This is a genomic window from Rhodococcus sp. T7, from assembly GCF_009872365.1.
In the GTDB taxonomy this organism is placed as follows: domain Bacteria; phylum Actinomycetota; class Actinomycetes; order Mycobacteriales; family Mycobacteriaceae; genus Rhodococcus_F.
The window spans coordinates 1-18,631 of record NZ_WXYH01000362.1; the positions used below are offsets into that span (position 1 = coordinate 1).

The window sequence follows — 18,631 nt, forward strand, 5'->3', positions numbered from 1 at the left end:
CGACGACGCCGACAACACCAGGCCCGCACCTCCCACTACCGACGCCGCGGCCACCTCCCATAAGTGCCGTTGCAGTATTAGGTCATCGACACCGAGCCGACACGGAGTCTTGACACGGCCGCCGTCACGGCGTTTGACTGGTCGGAAGCTCGTGTTATCTCGCCGGATCGTGTTCTGGGAGGTTGACGTATGCGCGGCACAGATTTGGCGGGACATCGACGCGGAGCAACCCCCCACCGCAGGATGTTCTCGGTACTGGCACTGGTGGGGGTGTGCCTTCTCTCCCTGGCAACGGCCCGGACGGCAGACGGTCAACCCGCTGTCGGCACCGGGTTCGCGATCCCCTTCTCCGGGGACCCCGGCTACGAGAACCTGGCGCCGACGCAGATGACGAGTCCGGATCAGCTCAACGCGCCGCTCGGTCAGCAGGTGGCGGACGAGATCGCCTATCAGATCGGGCTCGACCGGGCTGACGCTTTGTCCGAGCAGCAGTATCGCGACCTCATCACCGGCGGTGGAGTCGGCGGCAGCAGCGACGCCGCCTCGGTGATCGATGCGTGCGCCCGGATCCTCACCAATACGAACGGCCGTCCCCTCTATTCCGACGTCGACGGCCGCAACACACCGTCGGTTCTGGCCAGCTACGGGCTGTACGTGAACCCCAGCGGACTACTGGAGAGTCCGGCCAACGCGGACGCGCCGACGCGCCAGGTGAACTCGCTGATCGCTCCCGGGGGTTTCGTGGGCACCTGGTTGAGGAACAACGGTGCAACACACACCCTGATAGCGCTGTACGAGTCCGCGTACACGATACAAGCGGCCTTCGGCTTCGCAGCGCAACAGATGTCGGGCGAAGCTCAACTGGTGACGAACACCAAGGGCGGTGTGAGCGCGGAGGTCGGCATGTCGATGGCGCCGCCGCTGTGGATTGTGAACTTCGCACTGCTCTACGTACTGCAGCCGTCCCTGGCGGCCGCGATGCCCGCCTACTGGGCTCCCATTCCTCCGGCGGTTGCCGACGCCGTGCGGTCGAGCCCCACCGGCCAGGTCCCGTTCGGCGACTATGCGTCCTACTTCCAGTGAGCACTCCCTTCGAGTGCCGAGGTGACAAGGTTGCCCTTCGGGAGAGCTGTTTCGGATTCGACGGCCGCGACCCACTGTGAGGTTGTGGCGACCGCGGCGAAGTTCGATTGCAACACGACCATCAGTGTGGTGTGCAGCGACTCCGCGGACACCTGACCGGCCTCGTTTGCGAGGTTGATCGCGCCGGTAGCGTCGGACAGGATCTCGGCGGAGAATCCCAGGCCCTCGGCCTCGACGGCGGTCGCCAGATCGCAGTTGTTGGTCATGAACCCCACGATCGAAATGGTGTCGATGGTGTTCGCGCGCAACCACTCCGCGACATCGGTGCCGGCGAATACGCTCCCGTACTGCTTGTGAACCCGCTTCCACGACGGGTCGATCGCGGTGTCGAGGTCGGGATGCAGCGACCACCCCGCCGACCCTTCCACGAAGACCGGGGCACCGTCGGGCATCCGATGCTGAACGACGACAACCGGGATGTCGGCCGCGTCGGCCACCTTGATCGCGTTCAGAATGTTGGCCAGTGATTCCTCACGCGGCGGGTACTGGATCTGCAGCGGTCCGTCGAAGTACTCCTGCTGGACGTCGACGACGACGAGGGCACGGCGTGGTGCAGTCATAGTTCACTCCCGGGGATCGAAATCGTGCGCGCCCTTCGCCGGGCCGCGCTGTCACCCATTCTTCGGTGAGGGGGTAGCGGTTGCGAGTGGCATGGATGCATACTTTCGATGACTTTGTGCCAACCGGGGGGAGATCCGATGCGGATTGCCGTCTATGCGTTCGACGACATCACCATGTTCCACCTCGCGGCGCCGCTGATGGTGTTCGGCGAGGTGGGCCGCCTCGGGCTGGCCACCGACTGGGAGACCAGGCTGTGGTCCGATCACCCGGGGTCGATCCGAACGGCCGAGGGATACCCCATCGGTGATGTGGCGGGCCCGGAGACGGTCGAGTGGGCCGACATCGTCGTGATCCCGTCGTGGCCGCTTCCCGTGGTGCCGAGCAGCGAGGTGTTCGGATCCCGCCTGCGCCGGGCCCACGCGCGGGGTGCCGTCGTCGCGGGACTGTGTCTCGGCGCCTTCGCGGTCGTCGACAGCGGTCTGCTCGACGGTCGCCCGGCCGTCACACACTGGGAGATGATGCCGGCGCTGGCCGAACGCCATCCGGGCACGCAGATGGACACCTCGGTGCTCTACATCGACCACGGCGACGTGCTGACCTCCGCCGGGACCGCGTCGTCGGTGGATGCCTGCCTGCACCTGGTGCGCACACACCTCGGGTCCGCGGTCGCGACCCGGGTGGCGCGAAGTCTGGTCGTCGCCCCGCACCGGGAGGGCGGGCAAGCCCAGTACATCGAGCGCCCGCTGGCACAGGCGCCGACGGACACGGCGATCGCCGACGTGCAGCAGTGGGCGCTGGCCCACCTCCACGAAAACCTGTCCGTCGATCGCCTCGCGGGCGAGGCGAAGATGAGTCGGCGCAGCTTCATTCGGCAGTTCACTCGGACCACCGGGACCACGCCGGCGCGGTGGGTCGCGGAGCAGCGACTCGGTGAAGGGCGCGTCCTGCTCGAGACCACGGACTGGGGTATCGACGACATCGCCTCCGCGTGCGGCTTCGCCAGCACCGTCACCTTCCGGCAGAACTTCGTCGCCGCCTTCGCGACCTCGCCCACCGCGTACCGGCGACAGTTCGCGGATCTTCCGAACGGCTGAGGGCGGCGCCGGTCCGGTGCAGACCCCGCACCTGGTCGCACGCCCACACCCTGCCGAAGGGGCGGTGCTCACCCCCTACGATTCTCCGGGTGACCGATTACGACGATCTCGACATGTTCGGTGGCCTCGACGCCGCCACCCTGCCGTCCCGCCAGCAGTTGATTCTCGCGACGATCCGGGACTGGGTAGCCGCACACGGATGTTCGCCGAGCACCCGGCAGATCGGGGACGCGGTGGGCCTGCGGTCGACGTCGTCGGTGTCCAAGCACCTGAAGAGCCTCGAGGAAAAGGGCTTTCTCCGGAGGGGTTCGTCCATGGCCCGGCAATTGGACGTGCGCCCGTTCCTCTCCGAGACGAAGCACGGACGTTCGGCCGACAACAATGTGACGGTGCCGGTCGTCGGCGACATCGCAGCCGGTGCACCGATCCTCGCAGAGGAGCACGCCGACGAGATGCTCACGCTCCCTCGTGAACTCGTCGGCTCCGGCACCGTGTTCGGGCTGCGGGTGCGCGGCGAGTCGATGATCGACGCCGCGATCTGCGACGGCGACGTCGTCGTGGTGCGCCGCCAGGACGAGGCCCATTCCGGTGAGATCGTCGCCGCGATGATCGACGGCGAGGCCACGGTGAAGGTGCTCCGGCGCCGCGACGGCCACGTCTTCCTCGAACCCCGTAACCCTGACTACACCGTCATCGACGGCGACGCCGCAGTCGTCCTGGGCAAGGTGGTCTCCGTGATGCGGCGAATCTGACACCCTGGCCATTCGAAACCTGTTCCGCGAACACGTCGGCCGCGCTATGTGGCCGAGCGGACCGTACACATCAGGTCTCGGCAACCGTCAGAGTGCCCGCTTGAATCCGACGTGGCTGTCGTCGTATCCGAGTCGCGCATAGAACGCCTGCGCCCGATCACGAGCGCGGTCGGTGGTGACCTGCACGAGTGTCGCGCCGCGGTGCCGGCCGTGGTCGTGCGCCCACTCGAGCATCGCGGTTCCGACACCATGGGAGCGCTCGGTAGCCGTCACCCGCACCCCCTCGATCTGGAGGCGGGTGGTGCCGCCGCGGGACAACCCGGGGATGATGGTGAGCTGCATGGTGCCGATGATCCGGTCGTCCTCGGCGCGGACCACCGCCAGATAGTGTGAGGAATCCCGGGCGATCGCGTCGTATGCCTCCTCGTACCGTGCCATCTCGGCCCCTTCGCGGGTGCGGCCGATCTCGTCGTCGGACAGCAGGGCGACCAGCGCCGGCACATCGGCGCGGCCGGCACGCTGCACCCGATAGACACGGTCGCCGAGTCGGAGCCGCCCACCGACCGATTCACGTGCCCGCGACTGCAAGTGGGCGACGAGTGTGTCCAGCCAGGTGCCGACATGCTGCCGGGCCTCGGGGGTGTCGGGGTAGCGACAGCGCAGGTGCAACCCGGCCTCGTCGAGGATGAACCAGAGCATCACGCCGTCGGTCCGGATCGTCGCGCCGACGTACTGCGCCTCCAGCCCGGTGGCGTCGACGCGGACCGGCAACCGGCGCAGGTCCAGCCACGAAATCGCGAACATCCCGGGGGCCTCGGGCATCCCGCCCCACGGGCGGAGAACGTCCTCCAACGGCCAGGACCCCATCCGTACGGCCTCCTTGACCGCCTCCGCGCTGGCCCGGGGTTCGGGGTCGGTCGATTCCAGCACCGAGTTGGTGATGAACCACCCGACGGAGTCGTTCCAGGCGGCGTCGTACCGGCTGTGCACCGGGAACACCGCCCGCAGCGGGGTGCCTGCCAGTTCGCGCGTCACGTCGGTCATCGCGGCCACCACCAGTGCCAGCGTCGAGACGCTGTCCTCGCGGGCCTGCGCCGAGAACGCGGCGCTGTCGTCGACATCGAGCACGTCGCGCACCTCCACCCGCTCGTGCTGCAGCGTCGCCGCGCCCAGCGACAGCGGGAACCGTGGCATCACGTCACCGCTGGCCGCCAGCACCTCCGCCCAGCGGTGGTGCACCTCGGCGGGCGCCGCCGGGCGGTCCCGCAGGGCGCGGGTGTGCTCGGCGAAGGCGGGCGCGGGCGGCAACGACGGCGTCCGACCGTCCTGCACCGCGGTCAACGCGGCGAGAAGGTCGCGTGCGATCACCAACATCGACCACATGTCGACGTGGGAGTGGTCGGCGGCGACCACCACGGTCGGCCCCACCGCGGTCTCGAGCACGCACAGCCGGTGCGACGGACGACTGTACGGCGGGCAGGCGTGGTCGAGCACGTCACGGAGCGCATCGTTGACGGCCTGTCCGGGGGCGATCGGGTGCTCGACCCAGTCACCGGGGGAGATCTCGACCTCGTGCAGCTGCGGCTCGCCGTCCTCGCCGGGCGAGAAGATCGACCGCAGCGTGCCGTGCCGCGCGATGACCGCCAGCCAGGCGGCCGCGAGCTCGTCGGACGGAACCGGCGCGGAAAGTCTGAAGGACAACGCCATCCAGGACCCGGCTCGGTCGCCGGCACCGACGTGGCGTCGCTGGTCGAACGACACGGGCAGCGGTCGGCCCGGCCGGCCCACGGTGACGTCGTAGCCCAGCAGTCGGCCGAACGGCAGGCGCAGGTGCGCGACGTTGGTCAGCCGCATGGCGGTATCCTAGGCGCTTCACCAGCGGCCGCGCGGCCGATCTCGCCCGCCGAGCCGCGAGTACCACGGCATGGGCCGGATTTGCGCCCTATACTCCCGCCATGTTGATCATCGGGATGATCCTGTTCGGAGTGCTCGTCGGTGCCGTCGCCCAACTCATCCTGGGTAGGTCCAAGTCCGGAATCGATTGGACGCTGGCATTCGTCGCAGGCATCGGCGGCTCGTTCGTGGGCGGACTGCTCATCAGCCTCCTCGCGGGGGACGGCCTCAACTTGCGTCCCAGCGGCATCATCGGCTCCCTCGCCGGGGCGATCATCGTGACGGCCGTCTGGTTGTGGTGGAAGGCGCGGGCCGCGGCAGGGGCCGACTGACAACCGCGGCGTTCACCACTGCCCGCGACGCGGCCGAGTCGGCCGGTGGGATGATGGTGCGCGTGCCAATGCCCTCACCGCTGCCCGTCAAGGACGGGGTCGGACCGACGCGGCTGCGCGTCCCGACGTGCGGGCCGTGGGCGACGATCGCCGAGTACGTCGTCGCGCGGTTCGACCATCTGAACGCGGGCGACCTGCACCGGCGATTCGACGCCGGAGAGATCGTGGGCACCGACGGTCGTCCGATCGGTCGCGGCACGGCGCTGGGCGCGCACCGGTTCGTCTGGTACTACCGCGAGCTGCCGGTGGAGGACCCGGTGCCGTTTCACCTGGAGATCCTGCACGTCGACGACGACCTCGTCGTGATCGACAAACCACACTTCCTCCCGACCACCCCTGGCGGGCGATACCTGCGCGAGTCCGCGCTGGTCCGATTGCGGACTCGCCTCGACAATCCGGACCTGACCCCGATCCATCGACTCGACCGCGCGACCGCCGGCCTGGTGATGTTCTCGGCCCGTCCCGCGACGCGCGGCGCATACCAGTCGCTGTTCGAGCAACGGCGGGTCGTGAAGGTCTACGAGGCGGTGTCGACGCAACCGCCCGGGTGGGACCCGGATGCACCGGTGCTTGCCGAGCGTGCCGTCCCCGTCGTCTACCGCAACCACATCGCGTCGCGGCGCGGCGAGTTTCGGGTCGTCGTCGACGACTCCCGTGAACCCAACGCCGAGACGGTGATCGAGGTGCGTGGCGGCGGCGTGAGCCCCTCCGGACGTGCTGTGCTGCACACGATCCTGCGTCCGCACACCGGACGGATGCACCAGTTGCGGGTGCATCTGGCGGCGCTCGGCGCCGGGATTCTGGGCGATCGTTTGTACCCCGACCTACTGCCCGAGGCGCCGGACGATCATGCCCTCCCGCTCCAATTGCTCGCGCGGGAACTCGAATTCACCGATCCGCTGTCGGGGATGCCGCGGCGGTTCGTCACCCGCCGGACGTTGAGCGAGGCGCCCGCGTAGTGACGACGCGGGTCCGCGGGTGCGCGGCTATCCCCGCACGACCTCGCGCAGGTGCAGGCACATCTCGTCGATCGCCTGCTTGGCCTGAGCGAACACACCGATCTCGGTGACGAAGCCGTGGAAGACGCCGGCATACCGGGTCAGCGAGACGGGGACGCCGTCGCGCCGCAGCCGTGCCGCGTATGCCTCGGCGTCGTCCCGGATCGGGTCGACCTCCGCGGTCAGGACCAGGGCAGGAGGAAGACCGCGCAGCGATTCGGCGCGCATGGGTGCCGCGAGGTGGTCGTCCGAACGATGTCCCGGGCCGACGTAGTGGTCCCAGCACCAGCGCGCGTCCGCGGTGCTCAGTAGCGGCGCATCGGCGAATTCCGACCACGACGGCGTCGTGAATGTCCCGTCCACGGCGGGGTAGGCAAGTACCTGAGTCACGGGGAGGGGGCTGCGCTCGTCGCGTCGGTGCAGGCAGAGGGCGGCGGCGAGATTGCCCCCGGCGGAGTCGCCACCGATCGCGATCCGTCCCGGATCGATACCGAGCTCCGGTGCCATCCGGGTCAGCCACGTGTAGGCGTCGAGGCAGTCTTCCAGTGCTGCCGGGTAGGGGTTTTCGGGAGCCAGCCGGTAGTCCAGCGACACGACCGTCCATCCCGATCCGGCGGCGATCGCGCGACACAACTCGTCGGCTCCGTCGAGGGTTCCCAGGACGAAACCGCCGCCGTGCAGATAGACGAGGGCAGGCCTGTCACCCTCCGGAGCGGCACTGTCTGCGCGGTACAGGCGAGCCCGGATCGCACCTGCGCGGGTCGGCACGGTCAGTCGCTCGACACGGTCGAGCGGTGTGATCGGCTCGGCAGGTCGAGTCGTGTTCAGGAGCGCTCGGGCCTGCTCCGGTCCCAGCTCCCGGATCGGTTTCGGCAGCGCGTGGGCGATCATCCGGGCCGCGGCCTGCGCATCGCCGTCGAGCAGATTCCACCAGGTGGGGGCGTCGTCGTTCATCTCGGAAACCTCGCAAGTCATTGACAACAAGTGATCTGTGCCTCACTATCATAGTCACGTGACCAAGACGCTTGACCACAATGGTCGCATTCCACAGGGATCCGCTGCTGACGGTGTACCGCGCACATGATCTCGTCGAATCGAAAGGACTGAAGGATGACCGAAACGACGATCGGCCACGCGACATGCGAGCCCGACGCGGTCGGCGGGGTCGACATTCGGATCGAGGACGATGCGAGTCCGATCGTCCGGCTGATCGGCCGCACGATTGCCAACTCCGTCCGCGCGAACCGTGCGGCTTCCGTCGTGGCGGGGGTGGAAGGCATTGTCGCGGTCCGCTCCCACGACACCCCGCAGGCTGCGACGATCAGCATCTCGAACGGTGTCGTCGCGGTGTCGAGCGGCGTGTTCATCTCGCCCGACGTCACCCTGACCGTCGACCTGAACGCGCGGCTCGCCCCGGTCGGCGAGCCGGTGGGCGAGGGCGACCTCGTCACAACGTCGCTGGCATTGCTCTCGCCGCCGCTGCCGGACTGGCAGGTCGCCGCGGAAACGTTTTGGGCCGCAGCCCGGTCGATTCCGGGGATCCCCGACGTGCTCGTCGCGGTCGCGGACGGCCCCGACGGGTTGGACCAGCTGGTCGTCGGCGAGGGTGAGACGCACTATGTGATCACCGGCCCCCCGGAGCTGCTGGCCGGGATCTTCTCGGGCGCCGACGATCTGATCGCCGCCCTGTCCACCGGTCTGATCGGCGTGCGTGGCACGCTCTCTCAGCTGTCGGTGCTCGTCGCCGCATCCTGGAAGGTTCGATACGATGTCTGAAATCACCGCCACCGCAACGGATCGCGACGCCGCCGTCCACACGGTCCGGCTCGAGGCCACCAATCACGACGGCTCGTTCCTCGGAAAGAACGTGGCTCCCAAGAAGTTCGCCGCGAGCGCGGGGTCGGGCTTTGCGTTCGCCGATCTCCTGTTCGGCCTCGACCTGGGAAATGATCCGACCTTCGGATTCGCCTACCCCGACTGGCGTGGGCACCTCGCCGACGTCCAGTTCCGGCCCGACATGTCGACGCTGGTGCAGTGGGAGCCCGGCCTGCAGTCGGTGATCGGTGACTACTGGCAGACGGACGGCACACCGGTCGGGACCTGCCCGCGCAATCTGGCCCGAAAGCTGGTCGACCGACTCGCAACGCGTGGTTTCACGGCCACTGTGGCGGTCGAGATCGAGGCGACCCTGTTCCAGGAATCCATTCACGAGGCCCGCGCCAAGGGATATCGCGACCTGACCCCGCTCGGCGGTTCCGCCGGAACCGCGTACCACCTCGCGAAATCGAAGGACTGGGTCGACTACATGTCGGCGGTCGCCCGTCGCCTCGAAGAGATCGGCATCGAATGGGAGGCGTGGAGCGACGAGGACGCGGCAGGGCAGGTCGAACTCAACCTGGTTCCCGGTGACCCGATCTCGGTGTGCGATGCCTGGGCGCGCGCCCGGCAGGTGATGCGCGAGGTGGCCTTCGAACTCGGTCACACCGTGACCTTCATGGCCAAGCCGACGGCCGGGTACGGTCAGGCCTCGCACGTCAACCTGTCCCTGCAGCGCGACGGGGCCAACGCGTTCTACGCCGAGGACGGGCCCTCACCGACGATGCGGCACGCGATCGGCGGACTCCTCGCGACCATTCAGGGCGCGACGTCGATCGTGCTCCCACAGATCACCTCGTACCGTCGCCTGGTCGACCTGAGCGGACCGCCGACGACGGTCACGTGGGGCATCAGCAACAAGACCACCGCGGTGCGTGCGGTGTGCGGGCACCCGGCGTACTCCCGCCTCGAGTACCGGGTTCCCGGTGCAGACGCGAATCTGTACCTCGCGGTCGCGGCGATTCTCGCCGGGGTGATCGCCGGCCTCGACGGCGCGATCGAGCCGCCCGAGCCGGTCAACGACATGGCGTGGTGCGCGCCCGATCTCGAGCGGTTGCCGAACACCATCACCAAGGCTGCCGCCGCTCTCGAGGCGGATCCGATTCTGCGCGAACAACTCGGGGACGAGTTCGTCGACTACTGGGTGGGTACCCGCCGGTGGGAGTGGATGCAGTTCCACACCGCGGGTGGCGACCCGTTCGCCGAGCTCTCCGAATGGGAGTCGACGCGATACTTCGAGTTCCCGTGAGCACGGAGAACGCGGGCACCATCCGGCCGTTGATCGGCATCACCGGCCGACGGTTCCGGCTGGGGCTGGTCGACGGACTCGACAAGCGTTACGGCCACCTGTTCGCCGACGCCTTCATGTCGGACTTCTCGGACCGGATCGCCAGGGCCGGTGGCATTCCGGTGAACCTGCCTTACGATGCCGACCCGGAGGCACTGTGCCACTGGCTGGCGGGCGTGGTCGTCACCGGAGGTCAGGACGTTCATCCCGCGTGCTGGGGTGGCGACCCGTCGGTGGTCCGGGACGTGGATCCGCGGGAAGATCCGATGGTCCACGACCCCGACCGGGACGAGTTCGAGATCGCGCTCGTGCGTGCCGCACTCGCCAGGCGCATTCCGGTGCTCGGGGTGTGCCGCGGCCTGCAGGTTCTGAACGTCGCCCTGGGCGGCACGCTCATCGCCGACCTCCCGCCCGGCTCCGTCGAGCACCTGTCGGTGTCGCCGCCGCTCACCGACGGTGCCGACGACCACAAGGTGACGTTCGAGCCCGGCTCGATCGCGGAACGGCTGTTCGGCGCCAGCGCGGTCACCAACTCGTGGCACCACCAGGCCGTCGACAGCTGCGGTACCGGCCTCGTGGTCACGGGGCGCGCGGCCGACGGCGTCGTCGAAGCGGTCGAGCTGCCGGGGGCCGCGGTGCTCGGTGTCCAGTGGCATCCCGAGTGGATGGAACGCGACGATCCGGCGCTGAGCTGGATCGTCGCCGAAGGCAACCAGCGGATCTGACCACAAGATACTGTCGGCCGCCACCGAAAGTGGCGGCCGACAGTTGTCTTTCGGTGACGGCCCGGTATCAATCCACGCTCACCCAGGACACGAGCGAGCGCAGCGTCTGTTCGGGAGAGACCGTCGAAGCTCGGCGCGCCGGCACAGAAGCAGCGCCGAGGTTCGTGGCCATCCAGGCGTCGAGCACGCCAAGGGTGAGCTCGATCTGCGACTCCGCCGCTGTGCGGTCGGTGACCAGCCAGTTGAGCGCGAATCCGTCCGACAATACCGACATGATGTAGGTCAGTTCGTCGATGGTTTTCGGGTCGACCGACTGGCCCGCAGCGGTCGCGGCGGCATCGAGGATCCGCCCCATGGTCGCGAATGCCTCGTTGTACACCATCTCGGCCAGCTTGGCCTCCTGGCGCTGCGCCCAGCTGATCAACTCGACGATCGCGGCGCCGAAATCGGAATTCGCCACGTACCACGCCATCACGCCGCGCTGCAGAGCACGCGCGGTGGTCGCTACGTCGCCATGGACGTCGTTGCGCGTCAACACCTCTCGATACTGATCGGTGACGTACTCGAAAACCGCAGCGAACAGCTCCTCCTTGGAGGAGAAGCAGTAGTGCAGCGTCGCCAGTGGAGCGTTCGCCTCTTCCGCGATACGGCGAGTGGTGGCGCCGTCCACTCCGTGGGCGGCAATCACGCGCACGGCTGCGGCCACCAGTTCGGCGCGACGTTCGGTGGCGGGAATGCGAGCCATGCGTTCTCCTGTCGAGACAGAACTGATCAGATGATCATGTCGAGTCCCACGTTAGCAGTCAGAGGAGTGAGGGGACGGCCCTATCGCCGAGAAAAGCCGTCCCCAACTGCAGGTAAACCCCCAAGTTTTATGAGTCAAACACCTTGATCATTTGACTAACTTGCCTTACGGTATGAGCCGGATCACATCGCCGGCTCCGGCGCCCCTCCAATGCGACCAGCCCAATTTCGAAGGAACAGACCCCTCATGACGACGAACGAACTCACACGTCTGACTCCCGACGTCACCACAGAAGCCGCGGTCGAGGTGATCATGCGAGACGGCGGCGTGATCATCGAAGGACTCTTCGACGAAGCCACCATCGAGGGACTCGAGACCGACTTGGGCCCCGTGCTCGACCGGGTCGACACCGGCCACGACGAGCTGTTCGCCGGCAACAGAACCAAGCGCGCAAGCGGCTTGTTCGCGCGGACCGAGCACATGGCGACGGTCGCGCTGAACCCGTTGTACCGAGGCGTCGCCGAGCGCATCCTCAACAAGCCGATCAACGTCTTCTTCGGTGAAGAGTCGATGCCGAACCCGGCAGGCATGCACGTAGGCGCGACGATGGCCATCAAGATCGGCCCGGGACAGGGTTCGCAGCCGCTCCATCGTGACGACTCGGTCTGGTTGTGGCGACACCCCACCTATCAGCGCGAAGCACGGGTGCAGATCATGGTCGCGGTCAGCGACTTCACTGCCGAGAACGGCGGCACCCTGGTGATCCCGGGCTCGCACCTGTGGGACGACGAGCGCGCACCGCGCCTCGAGGAGGCGATCCCGACGGAGATGAAGGCCGGATCGGCGCTGATCTGGATCGGCTCCACCTATCACGGTGGTGGCCGGAACACCACGTCGGACGAGTACCGCTTCGGCCTGTCGATGGGCTACGACCTCGCATTCCTGCGCCCGGAGGAGAACCCCTTCCTCACCTACACCCTCGATCAGATTCGGTCGTTCCCGGAGGAGATCCAGCGAGCACTCGACTGGTCCTCGGAGCACTACGTCGGCTGGGTCGAGGTCGGGGGCCAGATGTCCGACCCCATGGACCTGCTCAGTTGTGACCAATACACCGCTATCGGCGACGCGCTCCCCGCCCACGTCTGATCACGAATCGGAGAAACTGATGACCGAGATCCACCAAGCCGGACTCGCCGGTGAGGCGCCTGCTCGCCGTGCGCCGAACAAGGGAGTGCTGATCGGAGTCGGCACGCTGCTGATCGTCCTGACCAACGCCGTCATCTTCATCCTGCCGCCGCTGTTGCCGATCATCCAGACGCAGTACGGCCTTGCCACAGTGGCCGAGACGACGTGGCTGTACACGGCGCTGACCCTCGGCGGGGGAGCCGGCTTCATCCTGCTGCCGCGCCTCGCCGATCTGTACGGCGACCGAAACGCCTCGGTGGCGGCGTCGGCATTCCTCGCGGTCGGCGCGCTGGTTCCGGCTGTCGGTGACTCGTATCCGACCCTCTTGGTCGGCTGCATGCTCATGGGCTTCGGTGGTGCGGCGCAGCTACTTCCGCTCGGCTTCCTGCGTCGCAACCTCGGCGACGAGGGAATCGCGGTGGGTGTCGCGGTTCTGGTCGTCGCCACCGGTGTCGGCATCGTCGTGGGCATGATCGGCGGCGGCTTCATCGTCGAGAGCCTGTCGCTGCGGGGCTTTTTCGTCATCCTCACCGCAGTGTGCGCGGCGACGACCATTGCGTGCTTTGTCGCGATCCCCCACGCCCCGCCCGCTGAGCGTAACGGCCGCATCGCAGTACTCGGCACGGTGTGGATGATCGCGTGGGTCGCAGCGATCCTGCTGACTCTGACTCAAGGCCTCGTGTGGGGCATCGCGGCACTCATTCCGTTGGTGGTCGGAATCGTCGGTGGCATCGCCTGGGTGCGCGTCGAGCGCCGGTCGACCTCGGCGGTGTTCGACGTCGCAATGATGAAGACGCCTCTGGTCACCGCGTCGTGCTTGTGCATCGCGTTGTTCGCAGCGGTGAACTCGGCGTTTCTGCTGCTGCTCAGCACGTACGCCCAGATCTCTCCCGAGAATCTTCGGCCGGAAGACTCCTACGGACTCGGGCTCAGCGCGCTGCAGACGGGCTGGCTCATGGCACCGTTCGCGGCGGCGTTCCTGGTCCGCGGAACCGTGCTCGACCGTGCCTTGTTCAACGGCCGTGGCGTCCCCGTCTTCGTCATCGGAGCGCTCACCAGCGCATCGGGGCTGGCCTGGCTCGCCCTGGCGCACGACCAGCAGTGGCAATACCTCGTGGGTGCTGCCGTCATGGGGCTCGGGACCAGAATCGGCTACGCAGCCGGCTTCACCATGGTGCAGATGGCAGTGCCTGAAGAGAAGGCCGGGATGGCGGCCGGTGTCGCCGGCACGTTCATGGCCGTGGGTTTCGCCTTCGGCACGGCACTCGTCAGCGGCGACCTCAGTGCCTCCCTGGTTCCGGTGGTCGGCACCGGCCTCGAGGTCGCGGCCAAGGGCCTCTATGGCACCGGCTACTGGCTGTCGGGAGTCCTCGCCCTGCTCATCGTGGTGACCGTGCTGATCTCGCGCGCCCGGTCCGGTCGACGCGTCGAAAGTGCCGTGTCCTGAAACAGGGTGTGTCAGTCCACGCTCACCCAGGTCGCCAGCGAACGCATGGCGTCTTCCGGTGAAGCCTTCGCGGCCGGAGTCACCGGTCTGGGTACATCGCCGAGGTTGGCGGCCATCCACGCATCGAGGACGCCGAGGACGAGCTCGATCTGCGACTCGGCCGCTGCACGATCGGCGAACACCAGCCAGTTGAGCGCGAATCCGTCGGACAGCGTGGACACGATGTAGGTCAGTTCGTCGATGGTTTTCGGGTCGACGGACTGGCCCGCAGCGGTCGCGGCGGCGTCGAGGATCGGCCGCATGGTCGCGAACGCCTGGTTGTACACCATCTCGGCCTGCTCGCCCTCCTGGCGCTGGGCCCAGCTGATCAGCTCGACGATCGCCGCACCGAAATCGGGATTCGCCACGTACCACTCCATCACGCCGCGAAGCAGAGTACGCGCGGAGGTCTCGACGTCGACTTGGACGTCGTTGCGCGTCAACACTTCTCGATACTGCGCGTTGACGTACTCGAACACCGCCGCGAACAGCACCTCTTTCGTGGCAAAGCAGTAGTGCAGCGTGGCCAGTGGAGCGTTCGCATCCTGCGCGATGCGGCGTGTGGTCGCACCGTCCACCCCGTGGGCGGCGATCATGCGCACGGCTGCGGCCACCAGTTCGGCGCGACGTTCGGTGGCGGGAATGCGGGCCATGCGTTCTCCTGTCGAATCAGACCTGAACGGATGATCAAGTCAGTTCCCCACGCTACCAGTCGGGCGGGTAAGGGGGCCCCGCATCGCCGAGATCGGACCCTCTGGACCTGCAGTTCCCACCATGTCATGGTCATACGCCTTGATCATATGACCATGTTCTTCTAGGCTATGACCGGGACCACAGTCCGGCGCCTGTCGGCGACCGGAAGGTCGCGGGCCACGAGCTCGCCGCGGATACGCCGTCACGACGAGAGTCGCGAGCTGCACCCGCTTCAACGCCGCACTGCACCCGACGTAGAGGATGACCATGACCGGAGTCGAATCAGTTCACCGGGAGCGCGCGATCGCGCTCGAGCGCCTGGCTGTGGACCCGCCGATCGACACCCTCGTGGGCCTGCTGGCGATCCAGGCCCTCAGGTATCCCGACCGCGAGTTCCTCCGGTTCGAGGACGGGTCGTGGACCTTCGGCGAGATCGACGACTGGACGTCACGCCTGGCGCAGCGACTCGTCTCCGATGACGGGGTCCGCGAAGGCAACCGGGTCGCGATCATGCTGCCCAACGTGGTGCAGTGGCCGATCGCCTGGCTCGCGATCCTCAAGGCCGGCGGCGTCGCGGTGCCGATCAATTCGTCGTACCAGCGCGCAGACCTCGAATTCGTGCTGCGGGATTCCGGCGCCCGGGTGATGTTCACCGACGCCGGTCACACCCCGCTCGTCGACGAGGTGCGCGCCGCGAACGGCGATCTGGGCGATGTCCGGATCGTCGAAGCCGCCTCGTGCGAAGAACTCGCGCAGTATCAGGCGGAGAGGCCGCGGGTCGCCATCTCCGGCGAGACGCTCGCGAACCTCCAGTACACCTCGGGGACCACCGGATTCCCGAAGGCGTGCATGCTGACCCACGACTATTGGGTCCGCCTGGGGTGGGTCTGTGCGAGCGCGGCGGGCCTCGGGGCCGACGACGTGGCACTGACCTCACAGCCGTTCTCGTACATGGATCCGCAGTGGAACACCTCGCTGTGCCTCACGATCGGCGCGCCGCTGGTGGTCCTGCCCCGGTTCTCGGCCTCGGGTTTCATGGCGGACGTCCGCAGGCACCGGGCCACGTTCTGCTACGTGCTCGGCTCGATGCCCACGCTGCTGTTCAAACAGGCGCCGAGCCCGCAGGACCGGGACAGCGACCTACGCCTCGTGCTGTGCTCGGCAATCCCCGTCGCGCTGCACGCTGGGCTCGAAGACCGTTGGGGCGCGCCGTGGCGGGAAATCTTCGGGATGACCGAAAGCGGCGTCGACCTGGTCAGCCTCCCCGAGCGCACGGCCGACGTCGGCAGCGGGCGGCTGGGGCAGCCGGTTCCCACGAAGCAGGTCCGGGTTGTCGATCCGCAGGGTGCCGAGGTTGCCGCGGGAGAATCCGGCGAGCTGGTCACGTCGGGCAGACCGATGATGCTCGGCTACTGGAACCGGCCCGAAGACACCGCGCAGGTCCTGCGCGACGGGTGGCTCCACACCGGCGATGTCGCGGTCCGCGAGGCGGACAGCTACCGCCTGGTGGGCCGGATCAAGGACATGGTGCGCCGCGGCGGCGAGAACATCGCGAGCGCCGAGGTCGAACGCGTCCTGGAGCGCGACGACACCGTCGTCGCGGCAGCGGTGGTCGGCGTCCCGGACGAGCTGTTCGGCGAGGAGGTCAAGGCCTTCGTGCAGCTGGCCCCCGGCGTCGAGGAGAGCCGCGGGGCCGCAGAGCGGATCGTCGACAGCACGCGAACCCAGCTGGCTCGCTTCAAGATTCCGCGCTACGTCGAATTCGTCGCCGATTTCCCGCGCACCCCGTCCGAGCGGGTGGCGAAGCCGGCGCTGAAGGCGCGCTCCGCCGAACATCCGGGCATCACCTACGACCTGCGGCCGCCGCGCACCGCCGGCGGCGGCAACTGAGGAGCCAGAAATGACCGACAACTACCTGGATGTGCACATCGACCGCGACGTCGCCGTGCTCACGCTGAACCGTCCGGCGAAGCTGAACGTGATGGACGTGGCCACGCGGGTGAGGCTCGCGCAGACGATCCGCCGGTTCGGGACGGGGGACGTCGTCCGCGGAATCGTGCTCACAGGCGCCGGGCGGGCCTTCTCCGCCGGTGAGGACCTGCAGTCGGTGCCGACCAACTACGACGAGATTCACGAGGCCTTCGCGACGTTCCACGACATCACCCGGGCGATCCTCGAGACGAAGGTCCCCGTGATCGCGGCCGTGAACGGGATCGCGGTCGGCGGCGCGTCGGAGATCACGCTGTGCTGCGACTCGCGGATCGGCACCCCCGCCACCGAGTACTACCAGCCGGAGAACCACCGCGGGATCATCATCTCGAACGCCTCGAGCTTCCTCATGGGCCGCCTGGTCCGGAACCACGCGATGCGAATCATTCTCGGCTCCAACCGGATCGGAGCGGACGAGGCCCTGCGTATCGGGCTGCTCGACGAGATCGTCGCCCCGCACACACTGGTGGACCGCGCGGTCGAGGTGATCCGGCAGTGGAACTCCGATCCCCGTACCACTGCACTGCACCTGGGTCTGCTGCGGCCGCGACCCGAAGACGTCGAGGCCGCGTTCGCCCGCGAAGACGACGCCGCCCGCCAGTCATGGGAGTCCGGCGCCTTCACCGAGGGCATCGATGGCTTCTGGGCATCGAAGAACGTGGCGCCGACGGCGCCCACGACGAGCAATTGAGATCGGAGACAATGGTGATCACCACCGAAGCAGCACTTCTCACCGCGGTGAACGAGCCGCTGGAATTCATCGAGATCCAGGTCGACGACCCGGAGCCCAACGAGGTCCGCGTCGCGGTCTCCAATGTCGGCCTCTGCCACAGCGACCTGCACTACATGACCGGTACCGTGGCCACCGATCTGCCGGTGGTGGTCGGGCACGAGGTGGCGGGCATCGTCGAGGCGGTCGGCTCCGCGGTGACCTCGTTGCGTCCGGGCGACCGCGTCGTCGGCGCTCTCACGCCCTCGTGCGGGTTGTGCCGCAACTGCCAGGCCGGGCACTCGACGCAGTGCCAGCGCGCCTCGCAGATCCGGCAACGGCCCCGCCCCGCGTTCCAGTTGCCGGGAGGCCGGGTCGTCGAGCGGCTCGGCGACATCGGCGCGTTCTCCCGCCACACCTTGATGCGGGAGAACTCGCTGGTGAAGGTGCCCGACGAGGTGGGGTTGCACGTCGGGTGCCTCCTCTCGTGCTGCATCATCACCGGCGTCGGTGCCGTCTTCCGCGGCGCGCAGGTGCGCCCCGGCGCCACCGTGGCCGTGATCGGCTGCGGCGGTGTCGGGTCGGCCATCATCCAGGGGGCGCGGCTCGCCGGTGCCTCGGCGATCGTCGCCGTGGATCTCGACGATGCCCGCCTCGCTGCGGCCCGCAAGTACGGTGCCACGCACGTCGTGAACGGCGCGGCCGACGTCCCCACCGAGATCCGGAACGTGCTCGGCGACGGCGTGGACTACTCGTTCGAGGCCGTCGGTTCCGCGCGTACCGCGGCCACCGCGCTGTCGGTGCTGCGTGCCAGGGGTACCGCCTGCCTGGTGGGTATCGCACCGGACGGCACCGATCTCACCGTTCCCGCGTCGGATTTCTTCTTCGGCGAGAAGCGGCTCATCGGCTCGTACATGGGCTCGGGCCAGGCACACGAGGACATCACCCAGTTCGCGCGCCTGTACCTGCAGGGCAGCCTGCTGCTCGACGAGATGGTCAGCGACGTGATCCCGTTCCGCGAGATCGACAAGGGGTTCGAGGCGATGAAGTCGGGCGAGGTGACCCGCATCGTCGCCGACCTCACCGTGTGATCACACCGACCC

18 protein-coding genes are annotated in these 18,631 nt (G+C 67.9%); 13 read left to right on the plus strand and 5 right to left on the minus strand.

The window, feature by feature from the left end:
- Positions 1-189: 189 nt before the first annotated feature.
- On the plus strand, positions 190-1,083 hold the full coding sequence (locus tag MLGJGCBP_RS37425; protein ID WP_160102258.1) for a hypothetical protein: 894 nt from the start codon (positions 190-192) through the stop codon (positions 1,081-1,083).
- On the opposite strand, the gene MLGJGCBP_RS37430 is transcribed toward MLGJGCBP_RS37425, so the two are convergent.
- On the minus strand, positions 1,071-1,703 hold the full coding sequence (locus MLGJGCBP_RS37430) for an isochorismatase family protein (protein WP_160102260.1): 633 nt from the start codon (positions 1,701-1,703) through the stop codon (positions 1,071-1,073). The two genes, MLGJGCBP_RS37425 and MLGJGCBP_RS37430, sit on opposite strands and share 13 nt — an antisense overlap.
- 138 nt (positions 1,704-1,841) lie before the next feature.
- On the opposite strand from MLGJGCBP_RS37430, the gene MLGJGCBP_RS37435 reads away from it, so the two are divergent.
- Positions 1,842-2,798: a GlxA family transcriptional regulator gene (locus MLGJGCBP_RS37435; RefSeq protein ID WP_160102262.1), complete on the plus strand. Its 957-nt coding sequence runs from the start codon at positions 1,842-1,844 to the stop codon at positions 2,796-2,798.
- 89 nt (positions 2,799-2,887) lie between these two features.
- On the plus strand, positions 2,888-3,550 hold the full coding sequence (lexA, locus tag MLGJGCBP_RS37440; protein ID WP_087555640.1) for a transcriptional repressor LexA: 663 nt from the start codon (positions 2,888-2,890) through the stop codon (positions 3,548-3,550).
- A gap of 87 nt (positions 3,551-3,637) precedes the next feature.
- On the opposite strand, the gene MLGJGCBP_RS37445 is transcribed toward lexA, so the two are convergent.
- On the minus strand, positions 3,638-5,404 hold the full coding sequence (locus tag MLGJGCBP_RS37445; protein WP_160102264.1) for a GNAT family N-acetyltransferase: 1,767 nt from the start codon (positions 5,402-5,404) through the stop codon (positions 3,638-3,640).
- Between the two features lie 101 nt (positions 5,405-5,505).
- Between MLGJGCBP_RS37445 and MLGJGCBP_RS37450 the strand changes: the two genes are divergently transcribed.
- Complete coding sequence (locus tag MLGJGCBP_RS37450; protein WP_087555642.1) at positions 5,506-5,775, plus strand: GlsB/YeaQ/YmgE family stress response membrane protein; 270 nt, start codon at positions 5,506-5,508, stop codon at positions 5,773-5,775.
- 53 nt (positions 5,776-5,828) lie between these two features.
- Positions 5,829-6,794: a pseudouridine synthase gene (locus MLGJGCBP_RS37455; protein ID WP_236581594.1), complete on the plus strand. Its 966-nt coding sequence runs from the start codon at positions 5,829-5,831 to the stop codon at positions 6,792-6,794.
- 27 nt (positions 6,795-6,821) lie between these two features.
- Here MLGJGCBP_RS37455 and MLGJGCBP_RS37460 read toward each other — a convergent pair whose 3' ends face one another.
- Positions 6,822-7,787: an alpha/beta hydrolase gene (locus MLGJGCBP_RS37460; RefSeq protein WP_160102266.1), complete on the minus strand. Its 966-nt coding sequence runs from the start codon at positions 7,785-7,787 to the stop codon at positions 6,822-6,824.
- 156 nt (positions 7,788-7,943) lie between these two features.
- Between MLGJGCBP_RS37460 and MLGJGCBP_RS37465 the strand changes: the two genes are divergently transcribed.
- The 3 genes from MLGJGCBP_RS37465 to MLGJGCBP_RS37475 are packed head-to-tail and all read left to right on the plus strand — an operon-like array spanning position 7,944 to position 10,721.
- Complete coding sequence (locus MLGJGCBP_RS37465) at positions 7,944-8,609, plus strand: hypothetical protein (protein ID WP_160102268.1); 666 nt, start codon at positions 7,944-7,946, stop codon at positions 8,607-8,609.
- Positions 8,602-9,957 (plus strand): glutamine synthetase family protein, encoded by a 1,356-nt coding sequence (locus MLGJGCBP_RS37470; protein WP_160102270.1) that lies wholly within the window; start codon positions 8,602-8,604, stop codon positions 9,955-9,957. Before MLGJGCBP_RS37465 ends, MLGJGCBP_RS37470 begins: the two co-directional genes overlap by 8 nt.
- Entirely contained in the window at positions 9,954-10,721 is a 768-nt protein-coding gene (locus MLGJGCBP_RS37475) for a gamma-glutamyl-gamma-aminobutyrate hydrolase family protein (protein ID WP_442972140.1), read from the plus strand. The genes MLGJGCBP_RS37470 and MLGJGCBP_RS37475 overlap by 4 nt, the downstream gene beginning before the upstream one ends.
- Before the next feature lie 67 nt (positions 10,722-10,788).
- Here MLGJGCBP_RS37475 and MLGJGCBP_RS37480 read toward each other — a convergent pair whose 3' ends face one another.
- On the minus strand, positions 10,789-11,466 hold the full coding sequence (locus tag MLGJGCBP_RS37480; RefSeq protein ID WP_160102274.1) for a TetR/AcrR family transcriptional regulator: 678 nt from the start codon (positions 11,464-11,466) through the stop codon (positions 10,789-10,791).
- A 246-nt stretch (positions 11,467-11,712) separates the two neighbouring features.
- Between MLGJGCBP_RS37480 and MLGJGCBP_RS37485 the strand changes: the two genes are divergently transcribed.
- Positions 11,713-12,612 (plus strand): phytanoyl-CoA dioxygenase family protein, encoded by a 900-nt coding sequence (locus MLGJGCBP_RS37485; RefSeq protein ID WP_087555648.1) that lies wholly within the window; start codon positions 11,713-11,715, stop codon positions 12,610-12,612.
- A gap of 19 nt (positions 12,613-12,631) precedes the next feature.
- Positions 12,632-14,098 carry an MFS transporter gene (locus tag MLGJGCBP_RS37490; protein ID WP_160102276.1) on the plus strand — a complete coding sequence of 489 codons (1,467 nt, stop codon included), beginning with the start codon at positions 12,632-12,634 and terminating at the stop codon, positions 14,096-14,098.
- Between the two features lie 11 nt (positions 14,099-14,109).
- On the opposite strand, the gene MLGJGCBP_RS37495 is transcribed toward MLGJGCBP_RS37490, so the two are convergent.
- Complete coding sequence (locus MLGJGCBP_RS37495; RefSeq protein WP_160102278.1) at positions 14,110-14,790, minus strand: TetR/AcrR family transcriptional regulator; 681 nt, start codon at positions 14,788-14,790, stop codon at positions 14,110-14,112.
- Between the two features lie 307 nt (positions 14,791-15,097).
- Between MLGJGCBP_RS37495 and MLGJGCBP_RS37500 the strand changes: the two genes are divergently transcribed.
- From MLGJGCBP_RS37500 to MLGJGCBP_RS37510, 3 genes are read left to right on the plus strand one after another with little or no spacing between them, the layout of a single operon-like run.
- The gene (locus MLGJGCBP_RS37500) at positions 15,098-16,720 is read left to right on the plus strand and encodes a class I adenylate-forming enzyme family protein (RefSeq protein ID WP_236581595.1); all 1,623 of its coding nucleotides are present in this window, start codon (positions 15,098-15,100) and stop codon (positions 16,718-16,720) included.
- A gap of 10 nt (positions 16,721-16,730) precedes the next feature.
- Complete coding sequence (locus MLGJGCBP_RS37505; RefSeq protein ID WP_160102282.1) at positions 16,731-17,510, plus strand: enoyl-CoA hydratase/isomerase family protein; 780 nt, start codon at positions 16,731-16,733, stop codon at positions 17,508-17,510.
- A gap of 11 nt (positions 17,511-17,521) precedes the next feature.
- Positions 17,522-18,619, plus strand: a complete 1,098-nt coding sequence (locus MLGJGCBP_RS37510) for a Zn-dependent alcohol dehydrogenase (protein ID WP_160102284.1) — start codon at positions 17,522-17,524, stop codon at positions 18,617-18,619.
- The last annotated feature ends 12 nt before the right edge of the window (positions 18,620-18,631 follow it).